This window comes from Bordetella bronchiseptica (assembly GCF_900636925.1).
Classification (GTDB): Bacteria; Pseudomonadota; Gammaproteobacteria; order Burkholderiales; family Burkholderiaceae_B; genus Bordetella; species Bordetella pertussis.
The window spans coordinates 687,652-701,571 of record NZ_LR134326.1; the positions used below are offsets into that span (position 1 = coordinate 687,652).

Consider the following 13,920-nt stretch of genomic DNA (forward strand, 5'->3'; position numbering starts at 1 on the left):
ATCATGAATTCGCTCATTGATCGGCGGCTCAACGGCCGCAACAAAAGCGCTGTCAACCGTGAGCGCTTTCTAAGGCGGTACAAGGACCAGATCCGCAAGGCAGTACAGGACCTGATCCGCGAGCGGTCCATCTCGGACATGGACCAGGGCGGGGAAATCAACCTTCCCGCGCGCGATATCTCCGAGCCGAGCTTCCGGCACGGGGAGGGGGGCGATCGCGAGATCGTCCACCCCGGCAACCGCGAGTTCGCCAAGGGCGATACCTTCGATCGCCCGCAAGGCGGCGACGGCGGTTCCGGCTCGCAGCCCGGCGAGGGCGAATCGGTGGATCAGTTCACCTTCAGCCTGTCGCGCGCCGAGTTCCTGAACCTGTTCTTCGAGGATCTGGAGCTGCCGCACCTGGCGCGCACGCAACTGGGCGATGTCAAGCAGCAGCGCTGGCATCGCGCCGGCTACACCACCACCGGCTCGCCCAGCATGCTGAGCGTCAACCGCACGCTGAAGGCGTCGCTGTCGCGGCGCGTGGCGCTGGGGGTGGGCGCGCGCGCGGCGCTGGATGCGGCCGAACAGGAACTGGAAGCGGCGCGCGACGCCGGCGCACCGCAGGCCGAGCTGGACCGGCTGCTGGCCGAAGTCGAGAAGTGCGCCGCGCGGGTGGCGCGCGTGCCCTTCCTGGACGACCTCGACCTGCGCTACCGCAACCGCGTGGCGGTGGCGGTGCCCATGGCGCGCGCCGTCATGTTCTGCCTGATGGACGTGTCCGGGTCGATGGACGAAATGAAGAAGGACCTGGCCAAGCGCTTCTTCACGCTGCTGTACATGTTCCTGTCGCGCAAGTACGAGCATGTGGACGTGATCTTCATCCGCCATACCGACAACGCCGAGGAGGTGGACGAGCAGACGTTCTTCTACGATCCCAAGAGCGGCGGCACCATCGTGCTGTCCGCCCTGGAGCTGATGCACGAGATCGTGCAGAAGCGCTATTCGCCGGCGACGTGGAACATCTACGCGGCGCAGGCCAGCGACGGCGACTCGTTTGGCGCCGATGCGGGCAAGAGCGCGCGCTTTCTGGCCGAGAACCTGCTGCCGGCCACGCGCTATTTCGCCTATATCGAGGTTCCCGACTCGCAGGAGGCGCGCAAGAGCAGCCTGTGGGCCGAATACGAACAAGAGTCGGCGTCGCATTTCGTGATGCGGCGCATATGCGAACGCGGGGAGATCTTCCCGGTGTTCCATGACCTGTTCAAGAAGGAAACCGTATGAATGCGATCACCGGTGGCGGCGAACTGCATGCGGTCGGCCGCGCGCAACCCATTTCGGAAGGCTCGGAATGGACCTTCGAGCTGATCCAGCGCTACGACGAGGCGATCTCGGAGATCGCCCGCGAGTACCGCCTGGACACCTATCCCAACCAGATCGAAGTCATCACCTCCGAGCAGATGCTCGACGCCTATGCCTCGGCCGGGCTGCCCATCGGCTATCCGCACTGGTCGTACGGCAAGGAGTTCATCCGCAACGAGCAGTACTACCGCAAGGGCATGCAGGGCCTGGCGTACGAGATCGTCATCAATTCCAGCCCATGTATTGCCTACCTGATGGAGGAGAACTCCATGGCGATGCAGGCGCTGGTGATCGCGCACGCCTGCTACGGCCACAATTCCTTCTTCAAGGGCAATTACCTGTTCCGGCAATGGACCGACGCCGACAGCATCCTCGACTACCTGGTCTTCGCGCGCAAGTACGTGATGGACTGCGAAGACCGCTACGGCATCGAGGCCGTCGAGGCGATCCTGGATTCCTGCCATGCGCTGGCGGCGCATGGCGTGGACCGCTACAAGCGGCCCACCCCCATCTCGTACCGTGAGGAGGCGCAGCGCCAGGCCGAGCGCGAGGAGCACGCGCGCCGGCAGTACAACGACCTGTGGCGCACCGTGCCGCGCCAGGAGTCCCCGGCCGGCGCCGGCGAGCGGCGCGCCGTGTTCCCGCCCGAACCCGAGGAAAACCTGCTGTACTTCATCGAGAAGTACGCGCCCAAGCTGGAGCCCTGGCAGAAGGAGCTGGTGCGCATCGTGCGCAAGATCGCCCAGTACTTCTACCCGCAGGGCCAGACCAAGGTCATGAACGAAGGCTGGGCCACGTTCTGGCACTACACCTTGCTCAACCGGCTGCACCAGAAAGGGCGGGTGACCGACGGTTTCATGATCGAGGTGCTGCAGAGCCACACCAACGTGGTCAGCCAGCGCGGTTTCGACGAGCGCGGCTATGGCGGCGTCAACCCGTACGCGCTGGGGTTTTCGATGATGCAGGACATCCGGCGCATCTGCGAGCGGCCGGACGAGGAAGACCGCCGCTGGTTCCCGGACATCGCCGGCAGCGACTGGCTGACGACGCTGGACTTCGCCATGCGCAACTTCAAGGACGAGTCCTTCATTTCGCAGTACCTGTCGCCGCGGCTGATCCGCGAGTTCCGCTTCTTCGCGATCGCCGACCACCAGGCCAACCCCAAGCTGGAGGTCGCCGCCATTCACGACGACGAGGGCTACCGGCAGATCCGCAAGCTGCTGGCTGCCCAGCACAATCGCGACAACCAGGTGCCCGATATCCAGGTGGTGCGCTATTTCCGCGAGTCCGACCGCGCGCTGGTGCTGCGCCACCAGCAAAGCCGCGGCCGCCCGCTGGCGGGCGAGGACGCCGACAAGGTCATGAAGCACCTGGCCAGGCTGTGGGGCTTTCGCGTGCGCCTGGAAGAGGCGGCGCCCGACGGCACGGTGCTGTCGTACCGCCAGATCGAGCCTTAGCGCGGCGCGGGACGCCAGCCGCCGGCGCCGGCCCACGCCACGCCGATGATCGGCCCGGCCGCCAGCACGGCCATGACATACGGCGCCGGCAGGGCGCCGGCCAGCGCGTCGAGCAGCTGGATGCTGACCACCGTGATGGCAAAGCCGATGGCGTTGACCAGGGTCACGATGCTGCCGACCTGGGCTGGCGGCGACTCCTGCGCCACCAGGGCCGCGAACTGCGGCGAATCGCCCACCACCACGATGCCCCAGAACAGCAGGAAGGCCAGGAAGGCGGGCGTGGGCAGGGCAAAGCACAGTGGCGAGAGCACGCAGCACAGGCCCGACAATGACAGTTGGGTCAACGCCACCGGCCGGCTGCCCAGCCGGCGCGACACGAAGCCGCCGCCCACGCAGCCCAGCGCGCCCAGGCCGATGATGGCGAACGCCCACAGGGAAACCGTCGGCGCCGCCATGGGCGCGCCCAGCGCCGCGGCGTGCGCGGCCACGTAGAAGGGCACGAAGGTCCAGAACGCGTACAGTTCCCACATGTGCCCGAAGTAGCCGATGGCCGCGGCCCGCAGGCCGGGCAGGCTGCGCCAGGCCTGGGCCAGCGTGCCACCGCCGGAGGATGGGGCGCGGCGCGCGTAGGGGCCGTCCGGCACCCAGGCCAGCATGGCCGCGCCGCCCAGCACCGCGATGGCCGAGGCGCTGGCCAGCACCAGGTTGCCGTCGATCCGCGCGCCCAGGGCCCGCATCAAGTGGGGAAACGAGGTGCCCAGCACCAGCGCGCCGGTCAGGAAGCCCAGCGCGTGCCCCAGTCCGGCCTGGAACCAGCTCGCCGCGGCGCGGATGCCGACGGGATAGATGCCGGCCAGCGCCACGCCCACCAGGAACCGCAGGATCAGCACCGCCGCGTCGGGTTGCGGCAGCGTCGCCAGGGCGAGCATGGTCAGCGGATAGTTGCAGGCCGCGCCCAGCAGGCACGAGCCGAAGAACAGCCGGGAGGCCGCGTAGCGGTCGGCGATCCGCAGCCAGGCCGAGCACAGCGTGCCGACGATGAAGCCCAGCTGCACCGCGCTGGCTACATACGCCACGCTGTCGCCCATGCCCAGGTCGGCGCTGGCGGCGTTGCCGGCGAACCAGAGCGAGGTGCCGCAGAACTGCGCCAGTACGATGATGGGCAGGATGCGCCGCGGACGGGGTTCGCTCACGCCGCGCCGCCGGTGGCCGGTACCGTTACGGCCAGGGCGTGCAGGCCGGGCGCCGCGTCCAGGTCCAGGATGGCGTCGCGCAGCCGCCCGGCCGCGCCCACGCCGATCACCGGCGCGGCCAGGGCGTGGAACTTGGCCTGCAGGCGGGCGGCTTCGTCATCGATGCTGCCGGCCGGCACACCCGCGTCATGGCGCGCCTGCATGGCCGAGCCATCGTGGTGCTCGATCAGCATGCGCGATTCCATCATGGCGAGATCGTCGTGGAATTCGACCCGCATGCGGTCGCGCAGCTCGGCGATGGCGGGATCGGCCAGGCGGGCCGGCGTGTAGGCGTCGATGGCGCTGGCGTCCAGCCCGAGCAGGCCGAATGCGGCGTTCATGCGCAGGCTGAAGCGGGCTTCGTTGGCGGTGCGGGGCGTGGCGATATTGCACATGTTTTCGCTGCCGGGATGGGCATGCAGGGTGATCCGGGCGATGTCCTGCACGCGTGCGCCACGTTCACGCAGCATCCGGCCGCATTCGATCACGGCGTGGGTGCCATAGCAGGATGCATGGTACTTGAAGAGACGTCCGCCGAGGAAGAGTCCGCCGGGCGGCGTGGCGGTGGCCGCGGGCCAGTCGGGCGCCGGGCTCAGCACGGCCGCGAAACCCTGCGCCGCTTCCAGGCCCTGCTGGCCCGCGTCCAGTCCGCGCGCGGCCAGCCGGGCGGCCATCAGCCCGTTGCGCGCGGCCAGGCCGGCGTGCAGCGGCTTGGCCATGGTGCCGAACAGGGCTTTCAGGCCGGCGGCCTGCGTGCCGGCCAAGCACAGCGCGGAAGCGGTCTGCGCGGTGGACAGGCGCATCAGCCGGGCGCACGCCGCGGCCGCGGCCACCGCGCCGGCCGTGGCGGTGGCGTGATAGCCATGGCGGTAGTGGACGTCGCCCAGCCAGCGCCCCACGCGGCAGGCCGTTTCGTAGCCGGCCGCGAAGGCGGCCATCACTTCGCGCGCCGTGCTTCCGCGCGCCAGCGCCAGCGGCAGCAGGGCCGAGTACACGACCGCGGTCGGATGGCCGGTGATGGCCAGGTTGACGTCGTCGTAGTCCAGCCAGTGCGCCGCGGTGCCCTGGATCAGCGCCGCGGCGCCTTGCGAGACGCCGGCGGCGTGGCCGATCACCGGCGAGGCGCCGCCCGCGCCTTCCTCGAGCGCATCGTCGACCAGTGCGGCGACGGCGGGTTCGCGGCAGGCCGCCAGCGTGACCGCGTACCAGTCGAGGATGCAGTGGCGGACGATGCGCCGCGCATCGGCGGGCAGCATGTCGTAGTCGAATCTCAGGGCGTGCTCGGCCAGCCAGCGGGTGGCTGGCGGCTGGCTGGTGGCGTGGGCGGCGGGCATGACGGTCCCTCTCAATCGCCGGGCTGGATGCCGGCCTGTTTCATGACCTGGCCATAGCGGCCCAGTTCGTCCTTGATGAGCACGGCGAACTCGCTGCCGGGCATGCCGGAGATGTCGGTGCCCTGCGCCTGCAGCTTTTCCTTGACGTCGGGCATTTTCAGCACCGCGCCGACGTCGGCCTGGATCCTGGCCACGACCGCCTCGGGCGTGCCGGCCGGCGCCAGCAGGCCGATCCAGGCCGCCATTTCATAGCCGGGCAGGCCCGCCTCGCGCATGGTGGGCACGTCGGGCAGGGACGAGGAGCGCCGGGTGGTGGTGACCGCCAGCGGGCGCAGCTTGCCGGCCTTCAGGTGCGGCAGCGACAGCGCCACGGTGTCGAACATGATGTCGACCTGGCCGCCGAGCAGGTCGGCCACCGCCGGCGCGGCTCCCTTGTAGGGCACGTGCACCATGTCCACGCCCGCCTGCTCCTTGAACATTTCGCCGGCCAGGTGGATGGAACTGCCGGTGCCCGACGAGGCGAAGGTGTACTTGCCCGGGTTCTTCTTCAGCAAGGCGATCAGTTCCTGGACCGATTTCGCCGGCACCGAGGGGTTGACCTCCAGGACGTTGGGCGCCCAGGCCAGCAGCGTCACCGGCGCGAAGCTGCTTACCGGATCCCAGGGCAGCCTGGAGGAAAGATTGGGGCCCATGGTGTGGCTGCTGGTGGTGGCGACCAGCAGCGTGTGGCCGTCCGGCGCCGAGCGCGCGACGTAGGTGGACCCGATCGAGCCGGTGGCGCCGGCGCGGTTCTCGACCACCACCGACTGGCCCCATTTGTCGCTCAGCTTCTGGGCCACGGTGCGGGCGATGATGTCGGTGGCCGCGCCGGGCGGGAACGGCACCACCATGGTGACCGGGCGGTCCGGGAAGGAGGCGGAATCGGCGGCGGCCGCCGCCTGCGGCAGCGCGGCCGCGCCGGCCGTCAGGGCGGCGAGCGCCAGGCGGGCGGCGAGGCGGGCGCCTCGGGAGTGTAGTCGTGCATGCATGGTCTTGGTTTTCCCCTGTGGTGGTGGTCCATGGTCGCGGCCGTCCCGGCGCAGGGCCGGGCAGCGGCTCAGCGTTTGCTCAAGGTGCGGCTGATTTCGTTGGTCATGATCATCAGGCCTTCGTCGAAGCCCAGGCCAGGCTTGGTCAGCATGCGCCAGGCGCCGAACGCCAGGCCCACGTGGATGGAGGCGCGCGACGAGATGTCGGTTTCGTTGCAGCTGCCGCCCAGGTAGGCCAGCGTGCCGTGCTCCTGGCAGCCCTGGATGGCGTCGATGGTGGTCAGCAGCGAGCCGTTGTCCGGCATCTTGATCTGCACGGCATGGGCCGCGCCCGATGCGGCGAACGCCCGCACGTTGCCCGGCCCGTTGGCCCATTCGTCGGCGATCAGGCGGGCATTGGGCAGGCGCGCATCCAGCTTGGCGCGCAGCGAGCCCATCCGCTCGCGGGCCTCGGCGGCGCTGCCCGACAGCATGGGATCCTCGAAGAAGACGGTCAGCCCGGCCGCGCGCTCGCAGATGGTGGCCAGATAGTCGAGGACGCGGTCCTCGTCGTTGTCCAGCATCCGTCCCAGCGAGGAATGGAAATCGAAATGCAGGTCGGGCCGGTAGCCCGCGGCGCCCAGCTTGCGGATGCGCCCGGCGATCCAGGCGGCGTAATCCGGCAGGCGTTCGCACTCGGCGCGGCTCTGGATGGCCGATTGCGGGAACATGTCCAGGCCGCGCACGATGGCCTTGTCCACATTGGCCTCCCACGCGCCGCCGCATGATCCGGCAAAACCCGGCCCGCGGGTGGGGCCGGGGCGGCCGAATTCGCGGCACAGCACGTCCACCATCCGGGTGCGGCTGGCCAGCGCCGCCGCTTCCAGCAGCGCCTGGCTCACGCCGTACTCGACCGGCAGGCGCAGCGTATCGGCCAGCGGCATGGCGTCCAGGGCGCCGGCGGCCTCGCGGAAACCGGCGAAGCTGCGCCCGGCCAGGCTTTCCTGCAGCACGGCCTGCACGGCCTGGACATCCTCGCGCCGCAGGGGCAGGGGGCGCCCGGCATAGCCGGCGTTGGCCACCGTGGTGCAGTCGCCATGGGCCGTCTGCCCGTCGGCGAGGTCCAGGCTGACCAGGTAGGCCACGCTGGGCGAGCGCACCGCCGGAAAGGCCGTCGAGCTGGTCGGGCCCTCGAAGAAGTAGCCGTCGGCCGTGGCGCCGGTCTGCACCGCCATCTGGTCGTTGATCCAGTGGCCGCCGATGCCCGCCGTCACGCGCACGGCTTCGATACGGATGGGGGGAACGTCCTGCTGCATGGGTTTCATTGCATCCTGCGTAAGGGAAGGGCTGGGAGGGGGCGGCGGCTCCGGCCGTCGGCCTAGTGATACGCTTATGAATCGTTTTCAGCATAAAGACTAGTTGACTATGCAACCTGCGTCAAGCGCCGGGCGCCGACCCGCCGTGCCTGTCTATCTCAAGATCCGCAACGCCATTCGCGACGCGATCAGCAACGCCGCGTACGCGCCGGGCGACCTGCTGCCGTCGGAAACCGAGCTCGCCAAGCGCTACGCCACCACGCGCGCGACGGTGGTGCACGCGATCCAGCAACTGGTGTTCGAAGGCCTGGTCGAGCGCAAGCGCGGCGTGGGCAGCTTCGTCGCGCAGCCCAAGCTGTCGTCCACGGTGGACACGCACCGGGTGGCCTATTTCGAGCAGGATGCCTTCGCGCGCGATCTCACCTATGAGGTGATCGGCTACGGCAAGGCCGTGGTCGAAGACCACGTGCGCGATACGCTGCGGCTTGGGCGCGGCGAGCCGGTCTACCGGCTGCAGCGCCTGCGCCTGCTTTCGGGCAAGCCGATCGCCTTCGAGCTGCGCTACCTGCCCGCGCTGGTGGGCGCGCGGCTGACCGCCGAGATGCTGGCGCGGCGCTCGGTCCAGTCGCTGCTGGACGAGGAGGTCGGCATGCCGATCACGCGCTTTCTCAATGCGGTGCGCGTCGCGCTGGTGCCGGCGGCGGTGGCCAGGCACCTGCAGCTGGAGAAGGGCCGGCCGGTCATGGTGCGCACGCATACCTTCCTGGACGCGGCCGACACGCCGCTGCTGTGGGGCGAGACCCTGTACCGCGAGGAGTACCAGATCAACTACGTCCTGACGGCCATGCAAGCGCCCGACGAAGCCGTGGGCGGGCGACCGCGCAAGGGCGCCGGCCGCGCGTAGCGGCGCGGCCACACGAGCCGGGACAAGCCCGCCCGAATCCTGCTAGAATCGCAGATTCGCTTTTCCCGCGTGCCTTGCCGCGCGGGCAAGTCGCGAATCCAGATCAGGACAGGTGGCCGAGTGGTTGAAGGCGCACGCCTGGAAAGCGTGTATACGTGATAAGCGTATCGGGGGTTCGAATCCCCCTCTGTCCGCCAAGAATTCCCATATTAATCAAGACACAACGAAACAGGCGGGCGTCATTGACGCCCGCCTGTTTCGTTGCATGGCCTGGCCATGCGCATATGCCTGCGCCTCGATCGAGGCGGGGCGTCAATCCGCGGCGATGTGATCCAGGTTCAGCCGATACGCCTTTGCCGCGGTCTGGTAGAACAGGTGGTCGCGCTCGGCCTGGCTCATGTCCGCCGCCAGCCGCTTGAAGGCATTCCATAGCACGCCGTAGGTGTACGAGCGCTTGTCCACCGGGAAGTTGCTTTCGAACATGCAGCGTTCGGGTCCGAAGAGGTCGATGGCCGGCAGCATGTAGGGCGCGAAGTCGGCGGCCAGTTCGGTGGAGTTCGGCGGGCGCGGGCGCGACGGATAGTCGAACCCGGAAATCCGCATTCCCAGCCCGCCCAGCTTGAGATAGACGTTGGGGCAGGTGGCCAGCTCGCGCAGCGAGGCCAGCCAGTCGGCCCGGATTGCCTCGCGGCGGCCGGCATAGGAGCCGGTGTTCAGGATGCCGCCCAGGTGGTTGAGCACGATGGTGGTGTCGGGAAAGGCCGAGGCCAGGGCCACGACATCCGCAAGCTGCGGATGGAACACCCAGGCGTCGAACACCAGCCCCATGCGGTCCAGCACGGCGAAGCCGCGGCGAAACCGGGTCTCGCCCAGCAGATGGGGCGGCGGCGCCACGTCCGGGTTCATCAGGGCGGGGTCGGCATCCCAGGTCGCCATATGGCGTATACCCTTGAAATGCCGGCCGCCGGCTTCGACATGCGCCTGCAGCACGCGCTCGACGCCGTCGCCCTGCGTCAGGTCGGCATGGGCGACGATGCCGTCGCAAACCCGTGTTTCTCCGTACCGGCCGCTGGCGCACATGGCCGCCACGCCGCGGGCGAATTCCGTCTCGCCTACGGGAGCCAGCGCGTGCGCGCCAGCCCGGTACATGGCCCGGCCCTGTACATAGACGGTCGAGACGATGCGGTGGTCGCCGGCCTGGTCTTCCAGGAACTGGGGCAGCAGGTACAACTGCCCCTGCCGGTCCCAGAGGTGATGATGGGGGTCGACGATGATCTGCTCGGGACAGAGCGCGGGCTCTCGCACCTGGGCGAGCCACTCGGGCGGCGCCACGTCGTGTGCTTTCTGGATATTCATGATTCGTTATTCCAGCGCGCCCGCGCCTTGCAGCGCCTGGATTTCATCCGTTGATTTGCGCAGTATGTCGCGCAGGACCGTGTGCGTATGCTCGCCAAGCAAGGGGGCCGCGGCCCGCGGGCGAACGGGAACGTCGGAGAAGCGGAAGGGCAGCGCGCTATAGGTGGTGAGGCCCATTTCGGCGTGTTCGTGCGGCACCCAGTGTTCGCGATGCGTCAGCTGGGGGTCGCTCAGCACGTCGCGCGCATCCAGCACGGCGCCGGCAGGCACGCCGGCTTGCTGCAAGTGCCGCATCAGGTCGTCCCGATCCCGGCCGCGGGTGATGTCGCCCAGCGCCTGCTCCAGGGCCGCGGCGTCGGCCAGGCGGTTGGCCGCGGTTTCCCAGCGCGCCGCGCGCAGCGGTCCGTCCGGCAAGGCATGGGCCAGGCGGCGCCATTGCTCGTCGGTCTGCACGGCGATGGCGATCCAGCGGTCCTCGCCGGTGCAGGGGAAGACGCCATAGGGCGCGCAAGGGCGGTGCCGGTTGCCCATTGGTTCGGGCAATGTCCCGTTGGCGGTGTAGTCGGCGATGACCGGACCCAGGAGGCAGGCGGTGGGTTCTATTTGCGACAGGTCGATGAACTGGCCCTGCCCCGTCCGCCGCCGGTGACGTAGCGCCGCCATTACGGCCAATGCGGCATGAGTCGGGTTCGGGATGTGATCCGAGTAGTTGGTTCCGGTGCCGGTGGGGTCGCGGCCGGGCAGGCCGGCCAGTCCATGCAGGCCCGTCAGCGCTCCGATCGTCAGGCCATAGCCCAGGTAGTGCGCTTGCGGCCCGGTCTGCCCGAGCATCGACATCGACAGGTACACGATATCGGGCTTGATGGCGCGGACGCTTTCGTAGCCCAGGCCCAGCTTGTCCATGACGCCTGCCGAGAAGTTGTTGGCCACCACATCCGAGCAGGCGATCAACTCGCGCGCCACCGCGAGACCGGCTTCGGTCTTCAGATTGAGCGTCACGCTGCGCTTGCTGGAATTGCGGTCGGAGAAGTAGCCGCTGCGGTTGGCGCCTGGCTGGCGGTCCTTGTAGGGCGGACTGTGCCGCAGCGCGTCCGGACGCTTGGCGCTCTCCACCTTGATGACCTCGGCGCCCATGTCGGCGAATATCTTGGTCGTGAACGAGCCGGCGCCAAGCCAGGTGAAGTCGGCGATTCTCACGTCGTACAAGGGCAGTTTTTTCATTCGGCATGCACCTCGGCGGGCAGTTCTGGCGCGACGCGGTGGGCGGCGCAGGGGGTGGCGCTCATCTGGAACGGGGCCCCGGGAACGCGGAAGGCGGCCCGCAACGACGGGATGGCGGCCTCGGTGAAGAAATTCCGGTGGGCCAATTGGGTGCTTTCCACGACGTCGGCTGGCGTGTTCATGGGGCATAGCGGCAACCGCCGCTGTTGCGCTTGCTCATACAGCTCGGCCTTGGTGCGGGCGAGGGAAAAAGGCGTGAATATTTCGTAGAAGCGCGTCTTGGCCTCGCTGGTCGAAATGAAGTCACGGTCCCACCATTCCGGGGCCTGCAATTCGGCCGCGCGCGGCACTTGCTCGTCGAGCAGCCACTCGGTGCTGGCCTGCCAGAAACGGCCATTGCCCACGCCACCGGCCATGTAGTAGATCTGTCCATCCTTGCATGGGAACACGCCCATGCCGGCCATGCGTTGCTCGCCGCCCTGGCGCCGGCGCACCGTGCCCTCGAGTTCGGCGAACTGCACGGCGGTCTCCAGTCCCATGGAGATGGATTCCTGGACCGACACGTCGATATGGCGCCCCTGCCCATCGGCCGGATGCCGCTCCACGTCCCAGACGGCAATGGCGGTGGCAACCGCGGCGAACTGGGCCGCCGCCAGCAGCGCCTGGTCGCCCGGCGCGCCCACGGGCTCGCGGTCGGCATAGCCGCCCAGGTAAAGAAAGCCGCCCAGCGCCATGGCGACCAGATCGTCGCCTTGGTAGCCGGCATAGGGGCCATCCTGACCGAATGGCGTGATGCTGGTGACGATCAGGCGCTCGTTGACGGCGCGAAGCGCGGCATAGTCCAGGCCCAGCCGGCGGTTCTCCGCCGGCGCGCGCGATTCGATCAGGACATCGGCCTGGCGCGCCAGGGCATGGAGCGTCGCGCGACCCTGTTCGGTTTCCAGGTCGGCCACGACACTGGACTTGCCCAGGTTCAGATAGTTGAAGAGCAGGCTGGCGTTGGGGCCGGACGCACCCTGGAGAAAAGGGCCGCGATGCCGGGTGGAGGTGCCCCGTGGCGGCTCCACGAGCGTCACGTCGGCGCCCAGTTGCGCCAGCAGCCGGCCGCAGTACTGTTCGCTCGAGTCGGTCAGATCGAGCACCCGCAGGCCGCTGAGGGCCCCGGCCGCGAGCGTGGCGTCGGCCGCCGTCATGCCAGCACCTCGAAGCGCGGGATGGCGATGTCGTCGGTCACCTGGTCGAACACCACCTGGACGGGGTCGCCGACCTTGGGCGTGGCGCCTTGCGCATGCCTGACGTTGCTGATGAGGCGCGGACCTTCGGCCAACTGAATCATGGCGACGTTGTACGGCAGCTCGTCGGCGTAGGCCGGCGTATACGCCTTGTGATAGACGATGTACGAGAAGATCTCGCCTTTGCCGGATACGTCGCGCCACTCGAGCCGGTCGTCCAGGCAAGTGGTGCAGACGGGGTTGATCGGGTATTGCACGTGCCCGCAGGACGCGCAATGCTGCAGCGACAGGCGGCCTTGCCTGGCCGCGGCCCAGAACGGGCGGTTCAAGTCGTTGAGTTCGGGCAGTGGCTTGCTGTAGTCGCTCATCATCATCCCTTGGTCAGCAGCATGGCGTTCGAGTTGTTCAGCGTCATGCCGCGGCCGGTGACCAGGCAGACTTCGGCGTCGGGCACCTGGCGCGGCCCGCACTGGCCGCGTATCTGGCGCACGCCCTCCACCACGTGCAGCCAGCCTTCCATGTATGACTCCGAGAGGTTGCCGCCAGCGGTGTTGACCGGGAGTTCGCCGCCCAGCTGGATGCGTCCGCCCTCGACGAAAGCCCCGCCTTCGCCGCGCTTGCAGAATCCTGCGTGTTCCAGCCACAGAATTACGCTGTAGGTGAAGTTGTCGTACAGCTGGGCCACGTCGACATCCCGCGGGCCCAGTCCGGCCATGGCGAAGGCGCGGTCGAGCGCTTCGCGCTGGTGCGGGACATACCACCAGTCTTCGCGTTCCAGCATCTGGGCCGTATAGGCCTGGCCCATGCCCGCGATCCGCACCACCGGCTGCTTCGTGTCCCGGGCGTGCTCGGTGGACGACACGATGACGCACACGCCGCCATCGCTGATCAGGCAGCAGTCGAGCAGGTGAAAGGGTTCGACGATCCAGCGCGAGGCCTGATGGTCATCTACCGTGATCGGCTCGCGCATCAGCGCGTTGGGATTGAGGCTGGCGTGCTTGCGGCAGGCCACGGCGACTTCGCCGAGCTGCCGGCTCGTGGTGCCGTAGAGCGCCATGTGGCGCGCGGCGGACAGGGCGCTGTTGCCGGCGGCCGCGTACATGCCCCAGATCGACCAGGAGTCGCCCCATCCGGAAGGCTTCGAGAAGCGGTAATTGCCGGTTTTCGGGGTGTCGCCGAAGACGCAGGCGACATTCCTGGCCAATCCGCTGGTCACCGCCATCACGGCATTCTGGATCAGTGCGCCGGCGGTGCCCCCGCCCATGGTCAGGCTGCCCGTGTAGGCCGGATTGATGCCCAGCGCCTCGCCCAGGCGCAAGTAGTTGTACGAGCCCTCGGGCGAGGTCGTGCCGGGATGCGTGAGCAGCCCGTCGATGTCGGACTTTTGCAGCCCGCAGTCGTCCAGGGCGGCCTTGAATGCATCGATGGCCAGCGAGATGGGCGTGCTGCCCGGCAATGCGCCTTGCGCGGAGGCGCCGACGCCCACGATGGCTGCCTTGTTCTTCAACGTCATGTCCTGT

General features: G+C 68.6%; 12 protein-coding genes and 1 tRNA gene. 4 read left to right on the top strand and 9 right to left on the bottom strand.

From position 1 onward, the window contains the following. The first annotated feature begins 3 nt into the window (after positions 1-3). Together EL288_RS03255 and EL288_RS03260 are read left to right on the top strand one after the other, a co-directional pair. Positions 4-1,263, top strand: a complete 1,260-nt coding sequence (locus tag EL288_RS03255; RefSeq protein ID WP_003814861.1) for a YeaH/YhbH family protein — start codon at positions 4-6, stop codon at positions 1,261-1,263. Continuing rightward, complete coding sequence (locus tag EL288_RS03260; RefSeq protein ID WP_003814858.1) at positions 1,260-2,798, top strand: SpoVR family protein; 1,539 nt, start codon at positions 1,260-1,262, stop codon at positions 2,796-2,798. The genes EL288_RS03255 and EL288_RS03260 overlap by 4 nt, the downstream gene beginning before the upstream one ends. Here EL288_RS03260 and EL288_RS03265 read toward each other — a convergent pair. The 4 genes from EL288_RS03265 to EL288_RS03280 form a co-directional block, all read right to left on the bottom strand. Next, positions 2,795-3,991, bottom strand: a complete 1,197-nt coding sequence (locus EL288_RS03265; protein WP_033459001.1) for an MFS transporter — start codon at positions 3,989-3,991, stop codon at positions 2,795-2,797. The genes EL288_RS03260 and EL288_RS03265 overlap by 4 nt on opposite strands. Then, positions 3,988-5,364 carry an MmgE/PrpD family protein gene (locus tag EL288_RS03270; protein WP_033446468.1) on the bottom strand — a complete coding sequence of 459 codons (1,377 nt, stop codon included), beginning with the start codon at positions 5,362-5,364 and terminating at the stop codon, positions 3,988-3,990. The genes EL288_RS03265 and EL288_RS03270 overlap by 4 nt, the downstream gene beginning before the upstream one ends. A gap of 11 nt (positions 5,365-5,375) precedes the next feature. Next, entirely contained in the window at positions 5,376-6,392 is a 1,017-nt protein-coding gene (locus EL288_RS03275) for a Bug family tripartite tricarboxylate transporter substrate binding protein (protein ID WP_003814852.1), read from the bottom strand. 68 nt (positions 6,393-6,460) lie between these two features. Beyond that, positions 6,461-7,696, bottom strand: coding sequence for a methylaspartate ammonia-lyase (locus EL288_RS03280; RefSeq protein WP_010927102.1), 1,236 nt, complete (start codon positions 7,694-7,696; stop codon positions 6,461-6,463). A 100-nt stretch (positions 7,697-7,796) separates the two neighbouring features. On the opposite strand from EL288_RS03280, the gene EL288_RS03285 reads away from it, so the two are divergent. Then, positions 7,797-8,591, top strand: a complete 795-nt coding sequence (locus EL288_RS03285) for a GntR family transcriptional regulator (RefSeq protein WP_003814848.1) — start codon at positions 7,797-7,799, stop codon at positions 8,589-8,591. Positions 8,592-8,697: 106 nt separating this feature from the next. After that, positions 8,698-8,788 (top strand) — tRNA-Ser (locus tag EL288_RS03290). Between the two features lie 115 nt (positions 8,789-8,903). On the opposite strand, the gene EL288_RS03295 is transcribed toward EL288_RS03290, so the two are convergent. The 5 genes from EL288_RS03295 to EL288_RS03315 are packed head-to-tail and all read right to left on the bottom strand — an operon-like array spanning position 8,904 to position 13,913. Then, entirely contained in the window at positions 8,904-9,947 is a 1,044-nt protein-coding gene (locus EL288_RS03295) for an amidohydrolase family protein (RefSeq protein WP_003814847.1), read from the bottom strand. 6 nt (positions 9,948-9,953) lie between these two features. After that, positions 9,954-11,168, bottom strand: a complete 1,215-nt coding sequence (locus tag EL288_RS03300) for a CaiB/BaiF CoA transferase family protein (RefSeq protein ID WP_033459000.1) — start codon at positions 11,166-11,168, stop codon at positions 9,954-9,956. Then, positions 11,165-12,361 carry a succinyl-CoA--benzylsuccinate CoA-transferase gene (locus EL288_RS03305; RefSeq protein ID WP_033447952.1) on the bottom strand — a complete coding sequence of 399 codons (1,197 nt, stop codon included), beginning with the start codon at positions 12,359-12,361 and terminating at the stop codon, positions 11,165-11,167. Before EL288_RS03305 ends, EL288_RS03300 begins: the two co-directional genes overlap by 4 nt. Continuing rightward, positions 12,358-12,774 (bottom strand): Zn-ribbon domain-containing OB-fold protein, encoded by a 417-nt coding sequence (locus EL288_RS03310; protein WP_003814841.1) that lies wholly within the window; start codon positions 12,772-12,774, stop codon positions 12,358-12,360. The genes EL288_RS03305 and EL288_RS03310 overlap by 4 nt, the downstream gene beginning before the upstream one ends. Next, positions 12,771-13,913 carry a thiolase family protein gene (locus tag EL288_RS03315; RefSeq protein ID WP_003814839.1) on the bottom strand — a complete coding sequence of 381 codons (1,143 nt, stop codon included), beginning with the start codon at positions 13,911-13,913 and terminating at the stop codon, positions 12,771-12,773. The genes EL288_RS03310 and EL288_RS03315 overlap by 4 nt, the downstream gene beginning before the upstream one ends. Positions 13,914-13,920: the final 7 nt, after the last annotated feature.